14 protein-coding genes are annotated in these 18,454 nt (G+C 49.1%); all 14 read left to right on the top strand.

Going from position 1 to position 18,454, the window contains the following annotated elements; translation table 11 throughout:
- The first annotated feature begins 29 nt into the window (after positions 1-29).
- The 14 genes from V3C10_15420 (at position 30) to V3C10_15355 (ending at position 18,317) form a co-directional block, all read left to right on the top strand.
- A complete protein-coding gene (locus V3C10_15420; GenBank protein WVP60695.1) occupies positions 30-1,559 on the top strand; it encodes a hypothetical protein in 1,530 nt (509 codons plus the stop codon).
- Positions 1,560-1,685: 126 nt separating this feature from the next.
- Positions 1,686-1,952 carry a 30S ribosomal protein S15 gene (gene rpsO / locus V3C10_15415; GenBank protein ID WVP60694.1) on the top strand — a complete coding sequence of 89 codons (267 nt, stop codon included), beginning with the start codon at positions 1,686-1,688 and terminating at the stop codon, positions 1,950-1,952.
- Between the two features lie 207 nt (positions 1,953-2,159).
- The gene (locus V3C10_15410; protein WVP60693.1) at positions 2,160-4,283 is read left to right on the top strand and encodes a polyribonucleotide nucleotidyltransferase; all 2,124 of its coding nucleotides are present in this window, start codon (positions 2,160-2,162) and stop codon (positions 4,281-4,283) included.
- 269 nt (positions 4,284-4,552) lie between these two features.
- On the top strand, positions 4,553-5,224 hold the full coding sequence (gene ccmA / locus V3C10_15405) for a heme ABC exporter ATP-binding protein CcmA (protein ID WVP60692.1): 672 nt from the start codon (positions 4,553-4,555) through the stop codon (positions 5,222-5,224).
- Between the two features lie 142 nt (positions 5,225-5,366).
- The gene (locus V3C10_15400; GenBank protein ID WVP60691.1) at positions 5,367-7,238 is read left to right on the top strand and encodes a zinc ribbon domain-containing protein; all 1,872 of its coding nucleotides are present in this window, start codon (positions 5,367-5,369) and stop codon (positions 7,236-7,238) included.
- A 74-nt stretch (positions 7,239-7,312) separates the two neighbouring features.
- Complete coding sequence (locus V3C10_15395; protein WVP60690.1) at positions 7,313-8,506, top strand: ABC transporter permease; 1,194 nt, start codon at positions 7,313-7,315, stop codon at positions 8,504-8,506.
- On the top strand, positions 8,499-9,566 hold the full coding sequence (locus tag V3C10_15390; protein ID WVP60689.1) for an ABC transporter permease: 1,068 nt from the start codon (positions 8,499-8,501) through the stop codon (positions 9,564-9,566). Before V3C10_15395 ends, V3C10_15390 begins: the two co-directional genes overlap by 8 nt.
- A 62-nt stretch (positions 9,567-9,628) precedes the next feature.
- The gene (locus tag V3C10_15385; protein WVP60688.1) at positions 9,629-9,754 is read left to right on the top strand and encodes a hypothetical protein; all 126 of its coding nucleotides are present in this window, start codon (positions 9,629-9,631) and stop codon (positions 9,752-9,754) included.
- A 1,016-nt stretch (positions 9,755-10,770) separates the two neighbouring features.
- Positions 10,771-12,144, top strand: a complete 1,374-nt coding sequence (mgtE, locus tag V3C10_15380; GenBank protein WVP60687.1) for a magnesium transporter — start codon at positions 10,771-10,773, stop codon at positions 12,142-12,144.
- 305 nt (positions 12,145-12,449) lie between these two features.
- The gene (gene gltX, locus V3C10_15375; GenBank protein WVP60686.1) at positions 12,450-13,901 is read left to right on the top strand and encodes a glutamate--tRNA ligase; all 1,452 of its coding nucleotides are present in this window, start codon (positions 12,450-12,452) and stop codon (positions 13,899-13,901) included.
- Between the two features lie 289 nt (positions 13,902-14,190).
- On the top strand, positions 14,191-16,017 hold the full coding sequence (locus V3C10_15370) for an ATP-dependent helicase (GenBank protein ID WVP60685.1): 1,827 nt from the start codon (positions 14,191-14,193) through the stop codon (positions 16,015-16,017).
- 501 nt (positions 16,018-16,518) lie between these two features.
- Positions 16,519-17,049, top strand: coding sequence for a cob(I)yrinic acid a,c-diamide adenosyltransferase (locus V3C10_15365; protein ID WVP60684.1), 531 nt, complete (start codon positions 16,519-16,521; stop codon positions 17,047-17,049).
- 88 nt (positions 17,050-17,137) lie between these two features.
- Positions 17,138-17,809 (top strand): hypothetical protein, encoded by a 672-nt coding sequence (locus V3C10_15360; GenBank protein WVP60683.1) that lies wholly within the window; start codon positions 17,138-17,140, stop codon positions 17,807-17,809.
- 163 nt (positions 17,810-17,972) lie between these two features.
- Positions 17,973-18,317, top strand: a complete 345-nt coding sequence (locus V3C10_15355) for a DUF1292 domain-containing protein (protein ID WVP60682.1) — start codon at positions 17,973-17,975, stop codon at positions 18,315-18,317.
- Positions 18,318-18,454 lie beyond the last annotated feature (137 nt).

Below are 18,454 nucleotides of genomic sequence, written 5' to 3'. Positions count from 1 at the left end.
AGACAAATGATAAAGAAGGTCAAAGATTCATGAAAAATAAGAAAAGCAGGGTAATTGCGGCGGTATTAACTGCCGCGGCGCTGTCGGCGTTTTCAGGATGTGCATCGCCGGACAGCCCGAAAGAAGAGACCACCGCGCTGACGGAAAGCGGTCCGGCGTCGGAGGAGAGCAGTCCGGCATCGGCGGAAAACCTGCTGCAGCCGGGAGAGGCAGCGAATGTGCCGGAGAAAGTGATGGCGGAGAAACGAAAGCTTCTGGAGGATATGACGCAAGCGATAGAAAGCCAGTTCCCGGGAGAAAGCTTTTCCGACGTACCGGAGGACGAGGTGAAAAATGCAGCGTCAAAGTTCTGGGACAGCTACATTTTTTCCGGTAGAAAGTCGGCGTCGGGATGGGAGTATATAGCCGGAGTCAGCTTGATGGAGGAAAATCCTCTGGAAGGAATGAGCTGCCGGAGTGACGGTCCCCCCTCCGAATACGTTACGAGCCAGTTCTATGACGGCCAGTTTATCCTGATGGAGAAGTCCGGCCGGGACGGCAGCGATTTGTCGGAACTTTACGATGTGCTGCATACGGGAGAAAAGGGCATCCGTTACATGCTGGATGTGGCAAAACGGGGCAACACGCTCGTTATGCCGCAGGGAACGCCGTTTCTCAGAGTTTATATGTTAAAGGAAACGATTCCCGTCATTGAATATATCGCAGTGACACAGGACGAATATGCCGCGCTGAAGGCCGGCACACCGGCCGGTGTGGAAGAGGGAACGGCCGGAACGCTGCTTCTTTGTGAGAGCAGGGAGGATGTGCAGAAGCTCTGGACGGACTCCATTCCCCAGGCTACGCAGGAGATGGTGGAACTTGCGAAAGAACGGTGCGGATACGAAAACGGCGCTCCGGATCTTACCTCTTTTGTAAAAGCGGCTCTCTCGATTGATATCCACGGGGAGCGCAGGGAAGAGACGCTGGGCAACAGGGAGGACATCGAGCGGCTGCATGAGATCCTCAAGAATGTCACACCGCAGAATGATTTTCTTTCAAGCCCGGCGGGAAATTATGCCGGGACGCTGACTTTGACCGGACAGGATGGTACGGTGCAGACCATGCACATCGGGCAGCAGGGGGAAAGCTGCGTCGTCGGCACGTCCTGGTTTGGGATGCTTCATGAGAGCAGTCTCGATGCAGTCTGGAAAGTGTTCAGCACGATTGACGGCTGGAACCGGTACGGGGATCAAATACGGATCAGGATGAACGACAGCGTCCACACCGAAGAGGATCAGGCCCTCACCTTTACACTGGAAAACGACACGGGAAAGACGATTGATTACATCCTTTCGCCGATTTTCTATAAAAAAGAAGGCGATTCCTGGGTTATGCTGGAGAGCATTGCCGGATTCTGCGGCTTCAGCGACCGTCTGGAAGGGCAGGAAAAAGAGCTGACCGTGCCGTGGAAAGGCGCATTCGAGATGAGAGGGGAAGGCACCTATAAACTGGAAATCCAGGTGGCTCCCGAGGAAGGACTCCGCTTCGCAATTTCAGACACATTTGAAATAAAAAAATAGTTTACATTAAAAAAAGATTGTGCTATACTGAATCGGTATGAAATACGCCGCTGCCCGGTTTTTTGAGGACTCCTGACATAAGCCTGGCACCTGGTGAGAATATTCTATTATAAGGAGGAAATCACAATGATTTCAAAGGAAAAGAAAGCTGCCATTATCGCAGAATACGGAAGAAAAGCTGGAGACACAGGTTCACCAGAAGTTCAGATCGCTATTTTAACAGCAAGGATCACTGAGCTGACAGAGCATTTAAAGGTTAATCAGAAGGATCATCATTCCAGACGTGGCCTTTTAAAGATGGTTGGACAGAGACGTGGTCTTCTTGATTACTTAAAGAAGACAGATCTGGAAGGATACCGTGCTTTAATTGAAAAATTAGGCATCAGAAAGTAATGACAGAATTTAGGGTGGAGCAATCCACCCTAGTTGTTTATGTGGAAGAACTTATCCGAGACCGCTGATGTGCACACAAAGGAAAAAATTATTACTGTTCACAGAGTGAACAGTAACAAAAATTGCGTGTAGATCAGTAGTTTCGGTATCTTCTGCAAAACAACCGCAATGCAAAAAAGATTTATTATTTAAAAAAGGAGATACAAAATGTATAAGAGTTTTTCAATGGAATTAGCCGGACGTACACTGACAGTCGACGTCGGCAGAGTAGCTGCACAGGCAAATGGGGCAGCATTTATGCATTACGGTGAGACGACCGTATTATCAACAGCAACATCCTCCGACAAGCCAAGGGAGGGCATCGATTTCTTCCCTCTGAGCGTAGAGTTCGAGGAGAAATTATATTCCGTAGGCAAGATCCCGGGAGGATTCAATAAGCGTGAGGGTAAGGCATCCGAGAATTCCGTGCTGACATCACGTGTGATCGACCGTCCGATGCGTCCTCTGTTCCCGAAGGATTACAGAAACGACGTAACGCTGAACAACCTGGTTCTTTCCGTAGATCCGGACTGCAGCCCGGAGTACACGGCAATGCTGGGTTCCGCAATTGCAACCTGCATTTCCGACATCCCATTCGACGGCCCATGTGCGACAACCCAGATTGGAATGATCGACGGCGAACTGATCGTAAACCCGACCAATTTACAGAAGAAGGTTTCCGATATGGCTCTTACGGTGGCTTCCACCAGAGAGAAAGTCATCATGATCGAGGCAGGAGCCAATGAGGTTCCGGAAGACATCATGATCAAGGCAATCTTCAAGGCACATGAAGTAAACCAGGAAATTATCAAATTTATCGATACAATCGTAGCAGAGTGCGGCAAAGAAAAACACACTTATGAGAGCTGCGCAGTACCGGCAGAGCTTTTTGAGGCAATCAAAGAGATCGTTCCTCCGGCAGAGATGGAAGAGGCCGTATTTACAGACGAGAAGCAGAAACGTGAGGCTAACATCAGAGCTATCACAGAACGTCTGGAAGAGGCATTTGCCGACAACGAAGAGTGGCTTGAAGTTCTGGGTGAGGCTGTTTACCAGTACCAGAAGAAGACGGTCCGCAAGATGATTTTAAAAGATCACAAGCGTCCCGACGGCCGTGAGCTTACACAGATCCGCCGCCTTGCAGCAGAGATTGACATGCTCCCGAGAGTACACGGTTCCGGTATGTTTACACGTGGACAGACTCAGATTTTAAATATCTGTACGCTGGCTCCTCTTTCCGAGCAGCAGAAGTTAGACGGACTTGATGAGAACGAGAAATTAAAGAGATACATGCACCATTACAACTTCCCGTCCTACTCCGTAGGCGAGACTAAACCGTCCAGAGGACCGGGACGCCGTGAAATCGGCCATGGCGCGCTGGCAGAGAGAGCTCTTCTTCCGGTACTTCCAAGCGAAGAGGAATTCCCATACGCAATCCGTACCGTATCCGAGACGATGGAATCCAACGGTTCCACATCCCAGGCAAGTATCTGTGCTTCGACACTGTCCCTGATGGCGGCAGGCGTTCCGATCAAGGCGCCGGTAGCCGGTATTTCCTGCGGCCTTGTGACAGGCGATACAGACGACGATTACGTTGTTTTAACCGATATCCAGGGTCTGGAAGACTTCTTCGGCGATATGGACTTTAAGGTAGGCGGTACTCATAAGGGTATCACTGCAATCCAGATGGATATCAAGATCCACGGACTGACACGCCCGATTATCGAGGAGGCCATTGCAAAAACAAGAGAAGCAAGACTTTATATCCTTGATGAAGTAATGAAACCTGTCATCGCTGAGCCGAGAAAAGAATTAAGCAAGTACGCTCCGAAGATCGAGCAGATTTCCATCGATCCCCAGAAGATTGGCGATGTAGTCGGCAAGCAGGGCAAGGTAATCAACAAGATTATCGAGCAGACCGGCGTAAAGATTGATATCAACGACGAAGGAACCGTTTCCGTTTGCGGCACAGACAAAGAGATGATTGATAAAGCCCTTCATATTATTAAGAGCATTGTCACAGAAATCGAACCTGGCCAGGTTATGCAGGGAACCGTTGTCCGCATTATGAACTTCGGCGCTTTCGTAGAGCTGGCGCCGAACAAAGACGGTATGGTTCACATCTCCAAGCTGTCCGATAAGAGAGTCGGAAAAGTGGAAGATGTTGTAAACATCGGCGACGAAGTTACCGTTAAGGTAATCGAAGTTGACAAGATGGGAAGAATCAACCTCAGCATGAAACCGGGCGATCTGGCTCCAAAGGCTGACAAAAAAGAAGATAAAGCGGAATAATTTCCAGGAATAGAAAAGCTGCTGCAGAACGGAACCACCGGGTTTTTGCAGCAGCTTTCTTTAATTCATAGGAAATTACGTCCTATGAATCAAAAACGCTCCGCGGGGACGCACATGCCGCGCAGAGGTAAATGGTTGCAGAAGCAACCGCGCGGCAGCGCAAGAGTTCCGCAAGAGGAACTCTTTGTACTATCACGAAACGACATAACGATGCAGTGCCTTTACAGTTACAAAACGACATACACATCACTTGAGACAGGAGAATGACTATGCTGGAAGTACGGGAAATATTTAAACATTATAAAAAGAAACAGATACTGAACGGAATCTCACTGAAAGCAGAGCCGGGACAGTGCATCGGTATCGCGGGCGGAAACGGCTGCGGCAAGACGACGCTCCTGTCCATACTGGCGGGAGTGAACCAGCCGGATAAGGGGAGCATCCTTTTCGACGGCGTGGAAGCGGTGGGAAACAGAAAAGTATTTGAAAGAAATGCCGCATACGTGCCGCAGGATAACCCGCTGATACCGGAGCTGACGGCCCGGGATAATTACAGGCTGTGGTTTAAAGGGGATAAAAAGGAGATGGAACGCGATCTGGCGGAGGGCGTCGGTAAATTTTTGCGTCTCTCGGAATTTCTGGACACACCGGCCGGAAAGCTTTCGGGCGGCCAGAAAAAAAGGCTCAGTATCGCCTCCGCGCTTTCCAATCAGGCGTCCCTTCTGATTATGGACGAGCCGGGAGCGGCCCTTGACCTGGGAGCAAAAGAAGAGATACTTACCTATATCCGGAATTATCTGAAACGAGGCGGCACCGTGATACTGACTTCCCATGAGATAGGGGAACTGTCCGTGTGCACGCAGCTTTATGTGATGAAGTGCGGGATTTTGATGCCGGTATCGGAAAAAATATCGGCAGGGGAGCTGGTTGAGCTGTTCTAGAGCCAAATACCCTCTAAAATAAAATCTTAAGATTATAGACAAAATCTTACAAAATTTGTACTTCTAGTGGTTCTTTGTTAAAGTTGTGCTATACTTAATGTGTTAATTATTTGAAAAAATAAGAAAAATGGAGGAGAAAAATATGAAATGCCCGCATTGCAACCAGGAAATCAATGATGACAGCCAATTTTGCGTATTTTGTGGAAAATCATTGAACGATACACCGGCAGCAGAGCCACAGGCAGAGAATGGTGTTCAGGAAGATGCTTCCGGCGAAGAGGCTGACGGCCAGGCTACAGCAGAGCCTGCAGCAGAAGCAGATAAACAGAATGAAGAAGGAAAGACGGAAGAAACTACGGCAGAAGAGACGGCACAGGCCGGAGCAGCGCCTGCACCGGAAGGCGGAGAGCCGAAGAGTAAGAAAAAATGGATCCTTCCCGTTGCAATTCTCGCTGTAATTGCCATTGCAGCCGGCGTGTTTGCGATGACATCACAGAAGAATCCCAAAGACGTTGTAATTGAAGCGTTCAAGAGCATTGTGGCTGAGGGCCAGACCAATCCGGCTGAGGAAATTTTCGGTTTAACCGCAATGGGAGAGAAGCTGAATAAGGAATCCAGCGAAGTTAATATGGAAATGACCGTGGAAGGTTCTTCCGATGAAACCCTGAATCAGCTTGTATCAGGAAAAATCGGATTTACAACCCTCAATGACGTTGAGAACAACAAGATGTTTGTTTCCATGGGCTTAGGTTATGCCGATATGAACCTGGCAAACCTGGAAATTTACCTGGATCAGAAAGAAATGATCATGGCAATTCCGGAACTGTCCTCCAAGGCATTTTCACTCAATTATGCCGATGATCTGGAAGGACAGGTTGCAAATTCCCCATACGTGGGACCTATCTTAAGTGAAGCCGGTATGGATTTGACAGGTCTTAACAATTACCTTGCCAAATGTACGGAACTGGCATCCGGTGATACGGAATTATTCAATATTCAGGAACTCTGGAAACGTTATAAAGAAGGCAGCAAGGCAATCGAAGATCTGAAGGCCGCGATGACGGTGGAAAAAGCAGATAAGAAATCGTTCACTATCGACGGCAAGGAAGTAAACTGTGACGGATATCACACCACGATCACAAAAGACGCCCTGGTTCAGTTTGTTACAACGACAAAAGAATTCTTCCTGAACGATGAGACACTGAAGAATGATTTTATCGAGTATATGAATCTGATGAACGAGCTTCAGGGAACCATGGTTATGATGTCCAATCCTTATGCACAGACAGGCGAGGAGATGCAGCAGCAGCTCTGGACCGAGGCCGAGACACAGCTTGACGCCGTGATTGCACAGTTAAAAGAGTCCATGGGTGATCTCACAATGGATGTATATGTAAGAAAAGACGGCAAGATGGCCGGATTCAGCTACGAGACAACCGCAGTGATTGAGGATGAGAATGTTAAGCTTTACGGCGACGTATCATTCGGCGGCGGTTACAGCATGATGTCCAATGTAAACGCAGTACTCAATATTGAGTCGGATGACGGCGAAGTTGTCACAATTTCCGCAGACAAGACAGGTACATACGAGAAAGATAAGGTATGGGCAGGTACTCTGAAGGGAACCATGGGCAATGGGACAGAGTCCTACGGCTTTGTTTACACAGGCGATTACAATGCTGAGACGAAGGATTACAATCTCTCTCTCGATTTACTGAGCGGAGAGGACAGCCAGATTACAATCAGCTCAAGCGGTATGTTTACCGACCTGGTAAAGGGAGAGTCCTTTGATCTGGAGATGTCTTCTATCAAGCTGGAATCACCGATGATTACAGGAACAAACGAGTATATTGAACTGTCAGGCAAATATGCCGCCGGTCCTCTGGAGCAGACGGTAGAAGTTCCGGCAGGCGACAAGTTTGACATTCTTGCGGCTACCGAGGATGATTACAACAATGTATCCACTGAAATTATGGGCAATGCGTTCAGCCTGATGATGAAATTCTATCAGTAGGCAGGGCAGAGCCACAGGCGGTGAGGGTCCGGTCTTACGGCTTTCACCGCCGTCAATAAGATAAAAGGAATTATATGCGTACATTTTTGACATATTTTAAACTGGAATTGAAGAGGACGTTAAAAAGTATCCCATATTTTCTTGCAGGAGCAATTGTGCTGGTTTTACTGGCTGGCACAATTGCTTTTTCTGCAAGTAAGATGCTGTATGGAGAACAGGCAGTCGGGAAGATTCATGTGGGAGTTGTGGTGCCCGAGAACGACAGGCTGGCATCGATGGCCATAAATATGGTGGCGTCACTGGACAGTGTGGGGAGTCTCTGCGAATTTGTCTATGTGGACGGTGAGGAAGGAAGTAAACTTTTAAACCGCGGGGAAATCTTTGCCCTGATGGAACTTCCGCAGGGGCTTTTAGAGGGAATTATGGACGGAAGCAATATTCCGGTTACCATCACGTTTCCGGAGAATGCAGGTCTGGAGGGAGCGGTATTCAGGGAGCTGACCGAGGCAGGAACCTCCATCTTAAGCACGGCGCAGGCCGCTATCTATGCGACGGACGACCTTCTGATTAACCATCAGATGGAGAGCTCTATCGGACAGGCGGAGAAAGATTTAAATACAATTTTCATGCGCTATGCCCTGGTGAGGGAGGCATATTTCAGGACCGAGAAAGTCAGTGCGTCCGGTGATGTGTCAACCGTGGTATTTTACGGCATATCGGCCTCGGTCCTGATCCTTCTGCTGCTGGGAATCCCGGCGGCGCCCATTGTAAGGCCCTATAAGATTTCGGTGGAGCAGAAACTGGCTCTCTGCGGGATTGGAAGAGTGAAAAGGACGGCCGTGCGGACGGCGTCCCTGACCATGCTTCTTCTCCTTGCATCGTTGATTCCGCTTTTTTTCATGTTGAAAAAGGGCTATCTCGGCAGTGCAGTAACGGCGTTCTGCGGCTGGTTTTTTGTATGCCTTGCGGCGGCAGGCTGGATTCTGTTTATCTATGAACTGTGTGGGAACACGACGGCGGCGATTCTGCTCCTGTTCTTTTCCACGGCGGTGATGATCTTCATTTCGGGCGGAATTATCCCGGCCGTATTTTTACCGGAGGCAGTCGGCAGGCTGGGCAAATGGATGCCCGTTTCCTTCCTGTTTGACGGCGTCAGGTGGATGGTGAACGGCGACGGAATTATACCGGTTTTAAAACTGATTCTGATGGAAGCGGCGGTATTCGGGTTGTCTGCAGTAGTGAGAAGGAAGGAATATGATTATGAATAAACTTTTTTTATGGTTCCTTCTATCCTGCAAAAGGCAGCTTAAAAAAATATTTTTCCTGCTTCTGCTTCTGATCCTCCCGGCCGGAATGTGGATGTTCCACCGGGCGGAGGAAAAGAGCCCGGGAAAAATCGCAATTGCACTTTTCACGGACGGGGACGAATGGAATCAGGAGATAGCGGAGACACTGACTAAAGGAGATCATTCTTTTGAATTTTACCAGTGTGAAACACTGAAAGAACTGCAGGACGATGTGGCGTCCAAGAAAGCGGAGTGCGGCTATTCATTTCCCGCCGGCTTCAGGGAGCTTTTAAGGGACGGCAAATATAAGCGTTCGGTAAGGCTCTATGTATCGCCCTCCACCGTGGCCGACAAGCTTTCCTCGGAGGTGGTGTTTGCCGGGCTGTTTGATATTTTCGGAAGAGAGCTTCTGGAAGAGTACGCCCACACGGGCACTGCATTTGAAACAGCCAGGGCGGAAGGCCGGAAGAACATGGAACCGGAGCTTGTGTGGAAGGAACTGGAGCCTCTTTACGATCAGTACCTGGAAAACGGAAGCACATTTGCATTCGAATACAGGACGGCGGGAGAGGGAGCGATCAGGGAAAATGCGGTAACGGCCGTTTTTCCCGTAAGAGGCATCTGCGCCGTTTTTATCTTTGTCATGGGCCTTGCCGCAGCCGTAACGGCCGGTGAGGACGAGACGAGGGGACTGTATTCCTCCATGACGGCAGGCAGAAAAAGAGGCTGCATGCTAGTACAGCTCGCGGCCCCGGTTTTTCTGTCATGCCTTTCCGCCTATGCCTGTCTGGCTCTTTCGGGCAGCCTGCGCACGGCAGGGCGGGAGTTGGTATCGCTTTTCCTGTACGGAATATTGGTGCTGTTCTTTTCCTATCTGCTGCTGGTCATCGTGAAAAGTCCGCTGATCATAGCCGGGCTGATTCCGTTCTTTATCCTGGGCAGCCTGATTGTGTGCCCGGTGTTTGCGGATTTGTCGGTTTTTGTACCGGTATTAGGGGTGTTGAGGCGGTTTTTCCTGCCGTACTATTATCTTATTATGTGAGGATTTAGTTGAGATGCGAGGACGCCTCTGTAAGATGGCGGACGGGGGAGTGGGAGGGGTGTATGAGTCTTCAGTCCCGGTTTGTAGGATGTGGTGAGGGGGAATCCAGGAGAAAAAATTCCTACGGGGACCCGCTCCCGCTTGTGGAGCGCACAGCGGATGCTAAGACGTCAAAGAACGCCGTCTAAGCACCGGCGGGCTCCAATGTCCCCTTCGGAATCTTTTCTCCTTCCTTCCCCGGGCAGGTTGTCGACGGGACTGAAGACTCAGGGAAGGTGTTGCCCCGTCCGCCGGCTTCAGGGGCTGATTGTCTCTTTCGTCAAGTGCGGAGGGAGGTCTTGTCGCGGCCACTATGGAGTCGTGAATCTTTTAGCTTATGAATGAATTTCGGGCTGAATTCATAGAAAAATACAATGCTATATTTAATGATGAATCAAAAAATACAATGGTTATTCAAGGATAGATCAGGCGCTAAAGCTCAGACTCATCAATTGAATACCATATACCGGATGCATTCTCCTGTAATTTGAGGAAACGTAGTGGCAGCGACAGTACCTCCCCCCCCTTTGAAGGAATAAGAACAATTCAGCGGCCGCAGGCCGGGATTCGGGATGGCGAAAACCTCGGCGTCTTCAGTCCCGGGCCATAACCTTCCCGTGGGGAATCCGGGAGAAAAAGATTCCGCAGGGAACCTGGGAGTTCATCGGCACTTACCGAGGTATTTTCGAGGTTAGTGTCCGTTATGTACTCCAAAGAGCGCAAGCGTTTCCCGGAGGAACTTTTTCTGCCCGTATTCCCCACCCGCGACAACCTACAGCCCGGGACTGAAGACTCATAATTCCCCCTCACCATCCCGCCCCCCGACCGTCCCGGCGGCGTTCTCATTCCTCAACCAAATCCTCATTTTACAAAGATTTTTCGCGAAAAAACGTTGCTATTTTTCCGATGAATCTATATAATGAGAAAGGACATTGGCAAGTGTAAAAATTTCGTTAAAAATGAAAGGAGTGAACATAATGGAAGGCCGAAGTCATAAGACGGAACCAGATGGCAGCCACCCTGAACCGAAGGCAGCGCGTACTTCGTTTTTTCGTTGTGGGCACTGCCGTTCTTAGGTTGTTTTTTCTGTTTCCAAAATGAGTAAAGATTAAATTCAGTAACTGTGAAGGCACTGAACAGTTACAAATTTTGGAAGGGGAAGATCATGTTAGATGAAGAGATCAAAATTGAAGAAAAAATTGAAGAGCTCCTGAAGCTGGCTGCCGATAAAAAGTACAGAGATTTAAAAGCGCAGCTTGTGGAGATGAATGAGGTGGATATCGCCTCCTTTATTGAGGAACTCGATTCGGAGAAGACGGTGGTTGTCTTCCGAATGCTGTCGAAGGAACTGGCAACGGAGGTTTTTGCCTGCCTGCCGGTCGACAAGCAGCAGCATATTATTACAAGTATTACCGATTATGAGCTGAGGGGCATCATTGATGACCTCTATGTGGACGATGCGGTAGACATGGTGGAGGAACTTCCCGCCAGTATTGTCAAACGAGTTCTGCAGAATTCAAGCCCCGATACAAGGAAGCTCATCAACCAGTTTTTAAATTATCCGGAGAACAGCGCCGGAAGCGTTATGACGGCCGAGTATGTGGGCCTGAAAAAGCAGATGACCGTAGAAGAGGCGTTTGCCTATATTCGAAAGTACGGTGTGGACAAGGAAACGATTTATACCTGCTACGTTATGGATGAAAAGAGACAGCTTGAGGGCGTCGTAACGGTCAAGGATCTCCTGATGAACCCGTATGACACGGTTCTGGGAGATATCATGGACGTCCATGTCATGAAGGCATATACGACGGAGGACCGGGAGGAAGTGGTGGACACGTTCAACGAGTACGGACTTCTGAGCCTTCCCGTTGTGGACAAGGAAAACCGCCTGGTGGGTATTATCACGGTCGATGATGTCATGGATGTCATGGAACAGGAGGCAACGGAGACGGAGGACTTCGAGAAGATGGCCGCCATGCTCCCCAGTGAGAAGCCGTATCTGAAAACCAGCGTATTCCAGCTTGCAAAGAACCGTATCCCCTGGCTGATGATCCTGATGGTCAGCAGCATGGTCACGGGAGGAATCCTGTTAAAATACGAGAATGCCTTTGCCGCAATTCCGCTGCTGGTAACCTTTGTTCCCATGCTGATGGATACGGGCGGAAATTCCGGAAGCCAGGCAAGCACGATGATCATCCGTGGTATGGCGGTCGGTGAGGTGGAACCTGCCGATATTCTTCATGTAGTATGGAAAGAGCTCCGAGTGGGAATGCTCTGCGGCGTCAGCCTGGCGCTTGTCAACTTCGTCAGACTGATGATACAGTATCCCGGAAAGACGCTGATCTGCCTGACCGTTGTACTGAGCATTTTCTTTACCGTAATCATTGCAAAAACCATCGGCTGTACCCTGCCGATCCTGGCAAAAGTAATCCACCTGGATCCGGCCATCATGGCCGCCCCGATGATCACCACGATAGTGGATGCCTGCAGCCTTATGATTTATTTCCAGCTGGCCAGCCGCCTGCTGGGGATGCTGTAAAATATAAAAAAGAAACCAGATTTCAATTTTATCTGGTATCGAAAAAGGATAAACCAGCTTAATGGAGAAACATTCTTCAGAAGAGCGGTTTATCCTTTTATGATCACTTAAAAAAGATGAGGAAGAGGAAATACATCAAAGCAGGAGAAGCGTAGAGACAGAACGAATAGGGGAGCGGCACCAGAGCCCCCCATCCCGTCCACCCCGTTCCGCCCTTCCCCTTATTTTTCAATAAAATCCCCTGCTTGTAAATTTTCCCTCTTCGTTATATAATGGACTCTATCAAAGATTAGGAGTGTGAAACTATGACGAAGATCAGAACAAGATATGCCCCGAGCCCGACCGGCAAGATGCACGTCGGAAATTTGAGAACAGCATTATATGCTTATTTAATTGCAAAACATGAGGATGGAGATTATCTTCTCCGTATTGAGGATACAGACCAGGAACGTTTTGTTGAGGGTGCGACAGAGATTATCTACAACACCCTGAAGGATACGGGCCTGCAGCACGACGAAGGTCCCGATCTCGGAGGAGAGTATGGTCCCTATGTGCAGAGCGAACGCCAGAAAGCCGGAATTTATATGGACTATGCGAAGGTGCTTCTGGACAAGGGAGAGGCATATTACTGCTTCTGTGACCAGGAACGTCTGAACAGCCTTAAAAGGACTGTAAACGGCGAAGAGATTATGAACTATGACAAGCATTGCCTCCATTTGTCAAAAGAGGAGATAGAGGCAAATTTAAAGGCCGGCAAACCTTACGTAATCCGCCAGAACAACCCCAGAGAGGGAAAGACAACTTTCCACGATGAGATCTACGGAGATATCACGGTAGACAATTCGGAGCTGGATGATATGGTTCTCATTAAATCCGACGGATATCCGACCTACAACTTTGCCAACGTTGTCGACGACCACCTTCAGGAGATTACCCACGTTGTCCGTGGCAATGAGTACTTGTCCTCTTCCCCGAAATACAACCGTCTCTATGAGGCATTCGGCTGGGAGGTCCCGGTATACGTGCACTGTCCAACCATCACCAATGAGGAGCACAAGAAGCTGAGTAAGCGAAGCGGCCATTCTTCCTATCAGGATCTGATTGATCAGGGATTTATTTCAGAGGCTGTTGTCAACTTTGTGGCTCTTTTAGGCTGGTCCCCTGAGAGCAACCAGGAGATTTTCTCCCTGGACGAGCTGGTAAAGGAATTCAATTATAAAAATATCAGCAAATCTCCGGCCGTATTTGACATGGTCAAATTAAAATGGATGAACGGCGAATATATCAAGGCAATGGACTTTGACCGTTTCTACGGCTTAGCGGAGCCTTATATTAAGAAGGTAATCAGCAAAGATCTGGATCTCAGAAAGATTGCCTCCATGGTTAAGACAAGAGTTGAAGTTCTCCCGGAGATTGAAGGCCATATTGATTTCTTTGAAGAGCTTCCGGAATACGACACCGAGATGTATATCCACAAGAAGATGAAGACAACGAAAGAAACTTCCCTCGAAGTATTGAAGGAGCTTCTCCCTGTCCTGGAGGCACAGGAAGACTATAGTAACGACGGCCTCTTTGCAGTTCTTTCCGCTTATGTGGCGGAAAAGGGAGTTAAGACCGGATTCGTGATGTGGCCCATCCGTACGGCCGTTTCCGGCAAGCAGATGACACCTGCCGGAGCCACAGAGATTATGGAAGTACTGGGCAAAGAAGAATCCCTTAAGAGAATCAGAAAAGGAATTGAACTCTTATCAAAGTGATGAAAACATGATATGAATTTTTCACCGCCATAAATGGTAACCTGTGTGCTCTGCGCTCAGGCTGCCGTGATTAATAGTTAGCCGCAAAAGGAGTGCTGGGGAGTTTGAGCACTCCTTTTGAACTATAAGGCATGGGTGAAGGACTGACAAAGAACCGGATGAAGAACCAGATTAAAATAAGATAAAGAACTGGATGAAGAACCAGATTAAAAGCAGATAAAGAACTGGATGAAGAATCAGAAAAATCAAATAAAGAACCAGATAAAGAAACAGGATAGGATAACAGTAAATGGAATTTGGCAGGACACAGGAACAGGCGATACGCCACAGGGACGGGCCGATGATGGTACTGGCGGGGCCAGGTTCCGGAAAGACCACGGTAATTACACACAGGATCAAATATCTGACGGAGGACTGCAGAATCAACCCGTCGGATATTCTCGTTATTACATTTACCAGGGCCGCCGCGGAGGAGATGAAGGAGCGCTATGTGCGCCTGACCGGAGCGGCGCGGGGAGTTTCCTTCGGCACATTCCATTCAATCTTTTTTCAGATATTGAAGCTGGCTTACCGTTATACGGCGCAGAACATTGTGCGGACGGAACAGCAGATGCAGTTCATCAGGGAACTGGCAGGGAAAGAAGAGCTGGAACTGGAGGATGAGAATGAATTTGTCACCTCTGTTTTAAGTGAGATCAGCTCCGTAAAGGGAGAAATGATCGATTTGAGGCATTATTACTCCAAAAACTGTCCGGATGAAACCTTCCGGAGGATTTTCAGCGGGTATGAGGAACAGATGAGACGGTCAGGACTCATTGATTTTGATGATATGATGGTCATGTGCTGGCAGTTGTTCCGGGAAAGGAAAGATATTCTGGCGGCATGGCAGAAGCGGTACCGCTACATCCTGATTGACGAGTTTCAGGATATTAACCGACTGCAGTATGAAATCATCCGTCTCATCGCAAAACCGGAAAACAACCTGTTCATCGTCGGTGACGACGATCAGTCCATCTACCGTTTCCGCGGCGCCAGACCGGAGATTATGCTGGGATTTGAGAAAGATTATAAAGATGCGAAGCGTATTCTCCTGGATGTGAACTACAGATGCACGGCAGAGATTGCAGGTCCCTCCCTGCGCCTGATTGAGAATAATGAAAAACGTTTCAAAAAGAACATAAAGACCGCAGGCGCAAGGGGAAAAAATATTATTACCAGGGTCTGGCAGGACAGCTTTGAGGAAAACAACCGGATTGCCGGGGAGATAAAGCAATACCTGGCTGCCGGGTATCAATACAGTGATATCGCAGTTCTCTACAGAACCAACTCAGGCCCCAGGCTCCTGATGGAAAAACTGATGGAATACAATCTTCCCTTCAGGGCAAAAGACACCGTGCCCAATCTCTATGAGCACTGGATATCAAGAAATATACTGACTTATATCAAAATTGCCCTGGGAAGCCGGGAAAGATCCGATTTCCTTCAGATAATCAACCGCCCCAACCGGTATATCAGCCGCGACAGCCTGCGTAACCAGACGGTGGATTTTGGAGAGCTGAAAAGCTGGTACAGTGAAAAAGACTGGATGGTGGACCGGATCGAGAATCTGGAATACGATCTCAAAGCAGTAAGCCGCATGTCACCTCTGGCAGCGGTAAATTACATACGCCAGGGAATCGGATACGACGGCTTTCTGGAGGAGTATGCCGGTTTCCGCAGAATGAAGCCGGAGGAACTTCTGGAGACAGCGGATCAGCTCAAAGAGAGCGCCGCCGGATACAAGACGTATGAGGAATGGTTCCGCCATATCGAGGACTATGGGGAAGAACTGAAACGCCAGGCATCGGCCGGGAAAGCATCAGAAGAAGATGCAGTCACCCTGGCCACGATGCACGGCTCAAAAGGGCTGGAATTCAAAATCGTCTATATTCTCGACGCCAACGAGGGGGTAACACCCCACAGCAAAGCGGCGTTAGACGAGGATATCGAGGAGGAGAGACGCCTCTTCTATGTCGCCATGACCAGGGCCAAAGAGCGCCTGCATGTGTACGCGGTAAAAGAGAGATACCATAAAAAAGTCGAAGTATCACGATTTGTGGAGGAGTATTTAGGATAAGAATGATGCCACCGACGGAACGGAGGGGCGGCGGGATGATGAAAGGAAGTATGTGTCTTCAGTTCCGGTTGGAAGGGGGAGCGCGGGGAAGCCGGAACTGAAGAGTATTACCATGACCATTTGGTGTATCCTATAAGTATGTCCGCGACAAGCGTGATCCCCACTTGACGCAAGAGGCAGTCAGGCGGCGTGAGGATGGCGGGCGGGGAGAAAACTTACCGGGGGCTTCGGTCCGTGCGACACAGTGGCAGGGGGAAGAAGGGGGAAAACTTTCCGCAGGGGACCTTGGAATCCGACGGCGCTTGATGAGGTTTTTTCGAATCTAGCATCCGTTTCGCATTCCATAAGCGGAAGCGAGTCCCCGTAGGAAAATTTTCAGCCCGGATTCCCCGAACGCGACAACCCCACCCAGGACCGAAGCACCATCGATCCCCTTCCCGGTCCCGCCCGCCATCCTCACACTACCGTCCTCGTTTTTCAATTAAAAGGAGCAAAAACATTATGTCATACACCCACATCTACTGCGGCGACGGAAAAGGCAAGACAACGGCCGCCATCGGCCTGGCCGTCAGAATGGCAGGCTGCGGAGGACGCGCAGTCCTCGTCCGCTTCCTGAAGAACGACGATTCGGGCGAAGTGGAAGCATTAAGGCAGATAAAAGGCATCACGGTAATTCCATGCAGGAAAACATTCGGTTTTACCTGGCAGATGACGGAGGAACAGAAACGGGAGGCAGCGGACTTTTACCGGGATTTATTTAAAGAGGCGTCCGACACGGCGCTCCGGTGCGCAAATGAGGGGCAGACTCTTTTTGTGATGGATGAGGTCTGCGCCGCCGTCCGGAGCGGACTGCTTGAGAAGGAGCAGATTCTTGAATTCCTGGATAGCTGTCCTGAGAATCTGGAGGTTGTGATGACAGGCAGGGATCCTGTACCGGAATTTACAGAGCGTGCGGATTATATATCGGAGATACGAAAGATCCGGCACCCATTTGACGATGGGGTGGCTGCGAGAAAAGGAATAGAATATTAATATCAAATTACATGATCAACAGCGGATATGGCGTCCGCTGTCTGCGCGGCCGGCGAGGCGGCGCAGTAACCGGACAGGAGGACAAAGGATGAAAGGCGCAAGGAACAAAACCCCCGCCAGGGTGGTGACGGCGCAGGAGAGAGAGGCTTTCAGGCAGGAGATAGAAAGACAGTTTCCGGGCTATTTGAATGAAAACCTGAAATTGACTACCATAGTTAAGATTTTTACCGGTTTGAGGGTTCTTTACGGCCTTTATTACCTTATGATTACAATTGTTTACGGCCTGTCGGTTGTGCAGGGGCTGTTCACGATATTCAGCGCATTCGTGTTTTACCTGTGGTATTCATGGATGCTGAAGGCGGGAAAGGGAATCGCCGTCCTGATGCTCTGCTTAAGAGGATTCAGCATTGTGTCGGGAGGCGTTTCGATTCTTCAGATGTCCTTCTGGCTTCCATATCCCCTTATTTTCACGCTGACAACGGCCTGCGTCATGGAATTCAGTGAGGCAATCTTCTGCATTTACATACTGTTTAACAGGACGGCGTCTACTGTAATCAGGCTGAACCGGGAAGGGGAAATGCATCTTGTGAGGGGTGTTCCGGCGGGGACGCTGGAACGGATGGCCGAATATAAGAACCCTTATTCGGAAGAAGCGGTCTCAAACGGGGAGGCAGAGGAAAATGAGATGACGGCCGGAAACGGGAATCCGGAAGACAGAGAACAGCAGAATCCATCGGAAGAGGATGGAGGTGCTAAATAAGGTGAAATTGTCCTTGATTTTTCTTACGGCCTCTGATAAAGTGGAGTTGGATACAATTAGCAGGGAAAAGCTGCAGTTGCAAAATGATGAAAAGCATGGTTGATACGGCTTTCATTGCCATTATTATGATTGCCTGCCAAGCGGGCAGAAGAAAGAGGTTGAAATGGAAGATAAAAAGAATATGACTCCGGAAGAGACGGACAACCAGGAGGAGATGACGGTAACCCTTACCCTGGATGACGGGAAAGAGCTGGAGTGTGTCGTACTTACTATCTTTCCGGCAGGAGATAAGGAATATATCGCTCTCCTTCCGATGGAGGATGCGGATGACGAATCAGAAGAGGGAGAAGTATATCTTTACCGTTACTCAGAAGACGAGAACGGACAGCCGAATCTGGAAAACATTGAAGACGACGATGAGTATGAGATCGTTGCCGATGCCTTCGATGAACTGTTAGACGAGCAGGAGTACGATGAAGTAGTCGGAGAAGACGAATTAGACGATTAATGTAAACGGTGGAAACTGCATTTCGCATTTCTTACACCGCCAATCAAAAAATGGGCTCTCTCTGCACCGTGCTGAGAGAGCCGTTTTTAATTCATAGGAAATTACATCCTATGAATTAAAAACGATCCGCGAGGATG

Source organism: [Clostridium] symbiosum (genome assembly GCA_036419695.1).
Taxonomy (GTDB): domain Bacteria; phylum Bacillota; class Clostridia; order Lachnospirales; family Lachnospiraceae; genus Otoolea; species Otoolea symbiosa_A.
This window is presented reverse-complemented; position numbering and strand designations above follow the sequence as displayed.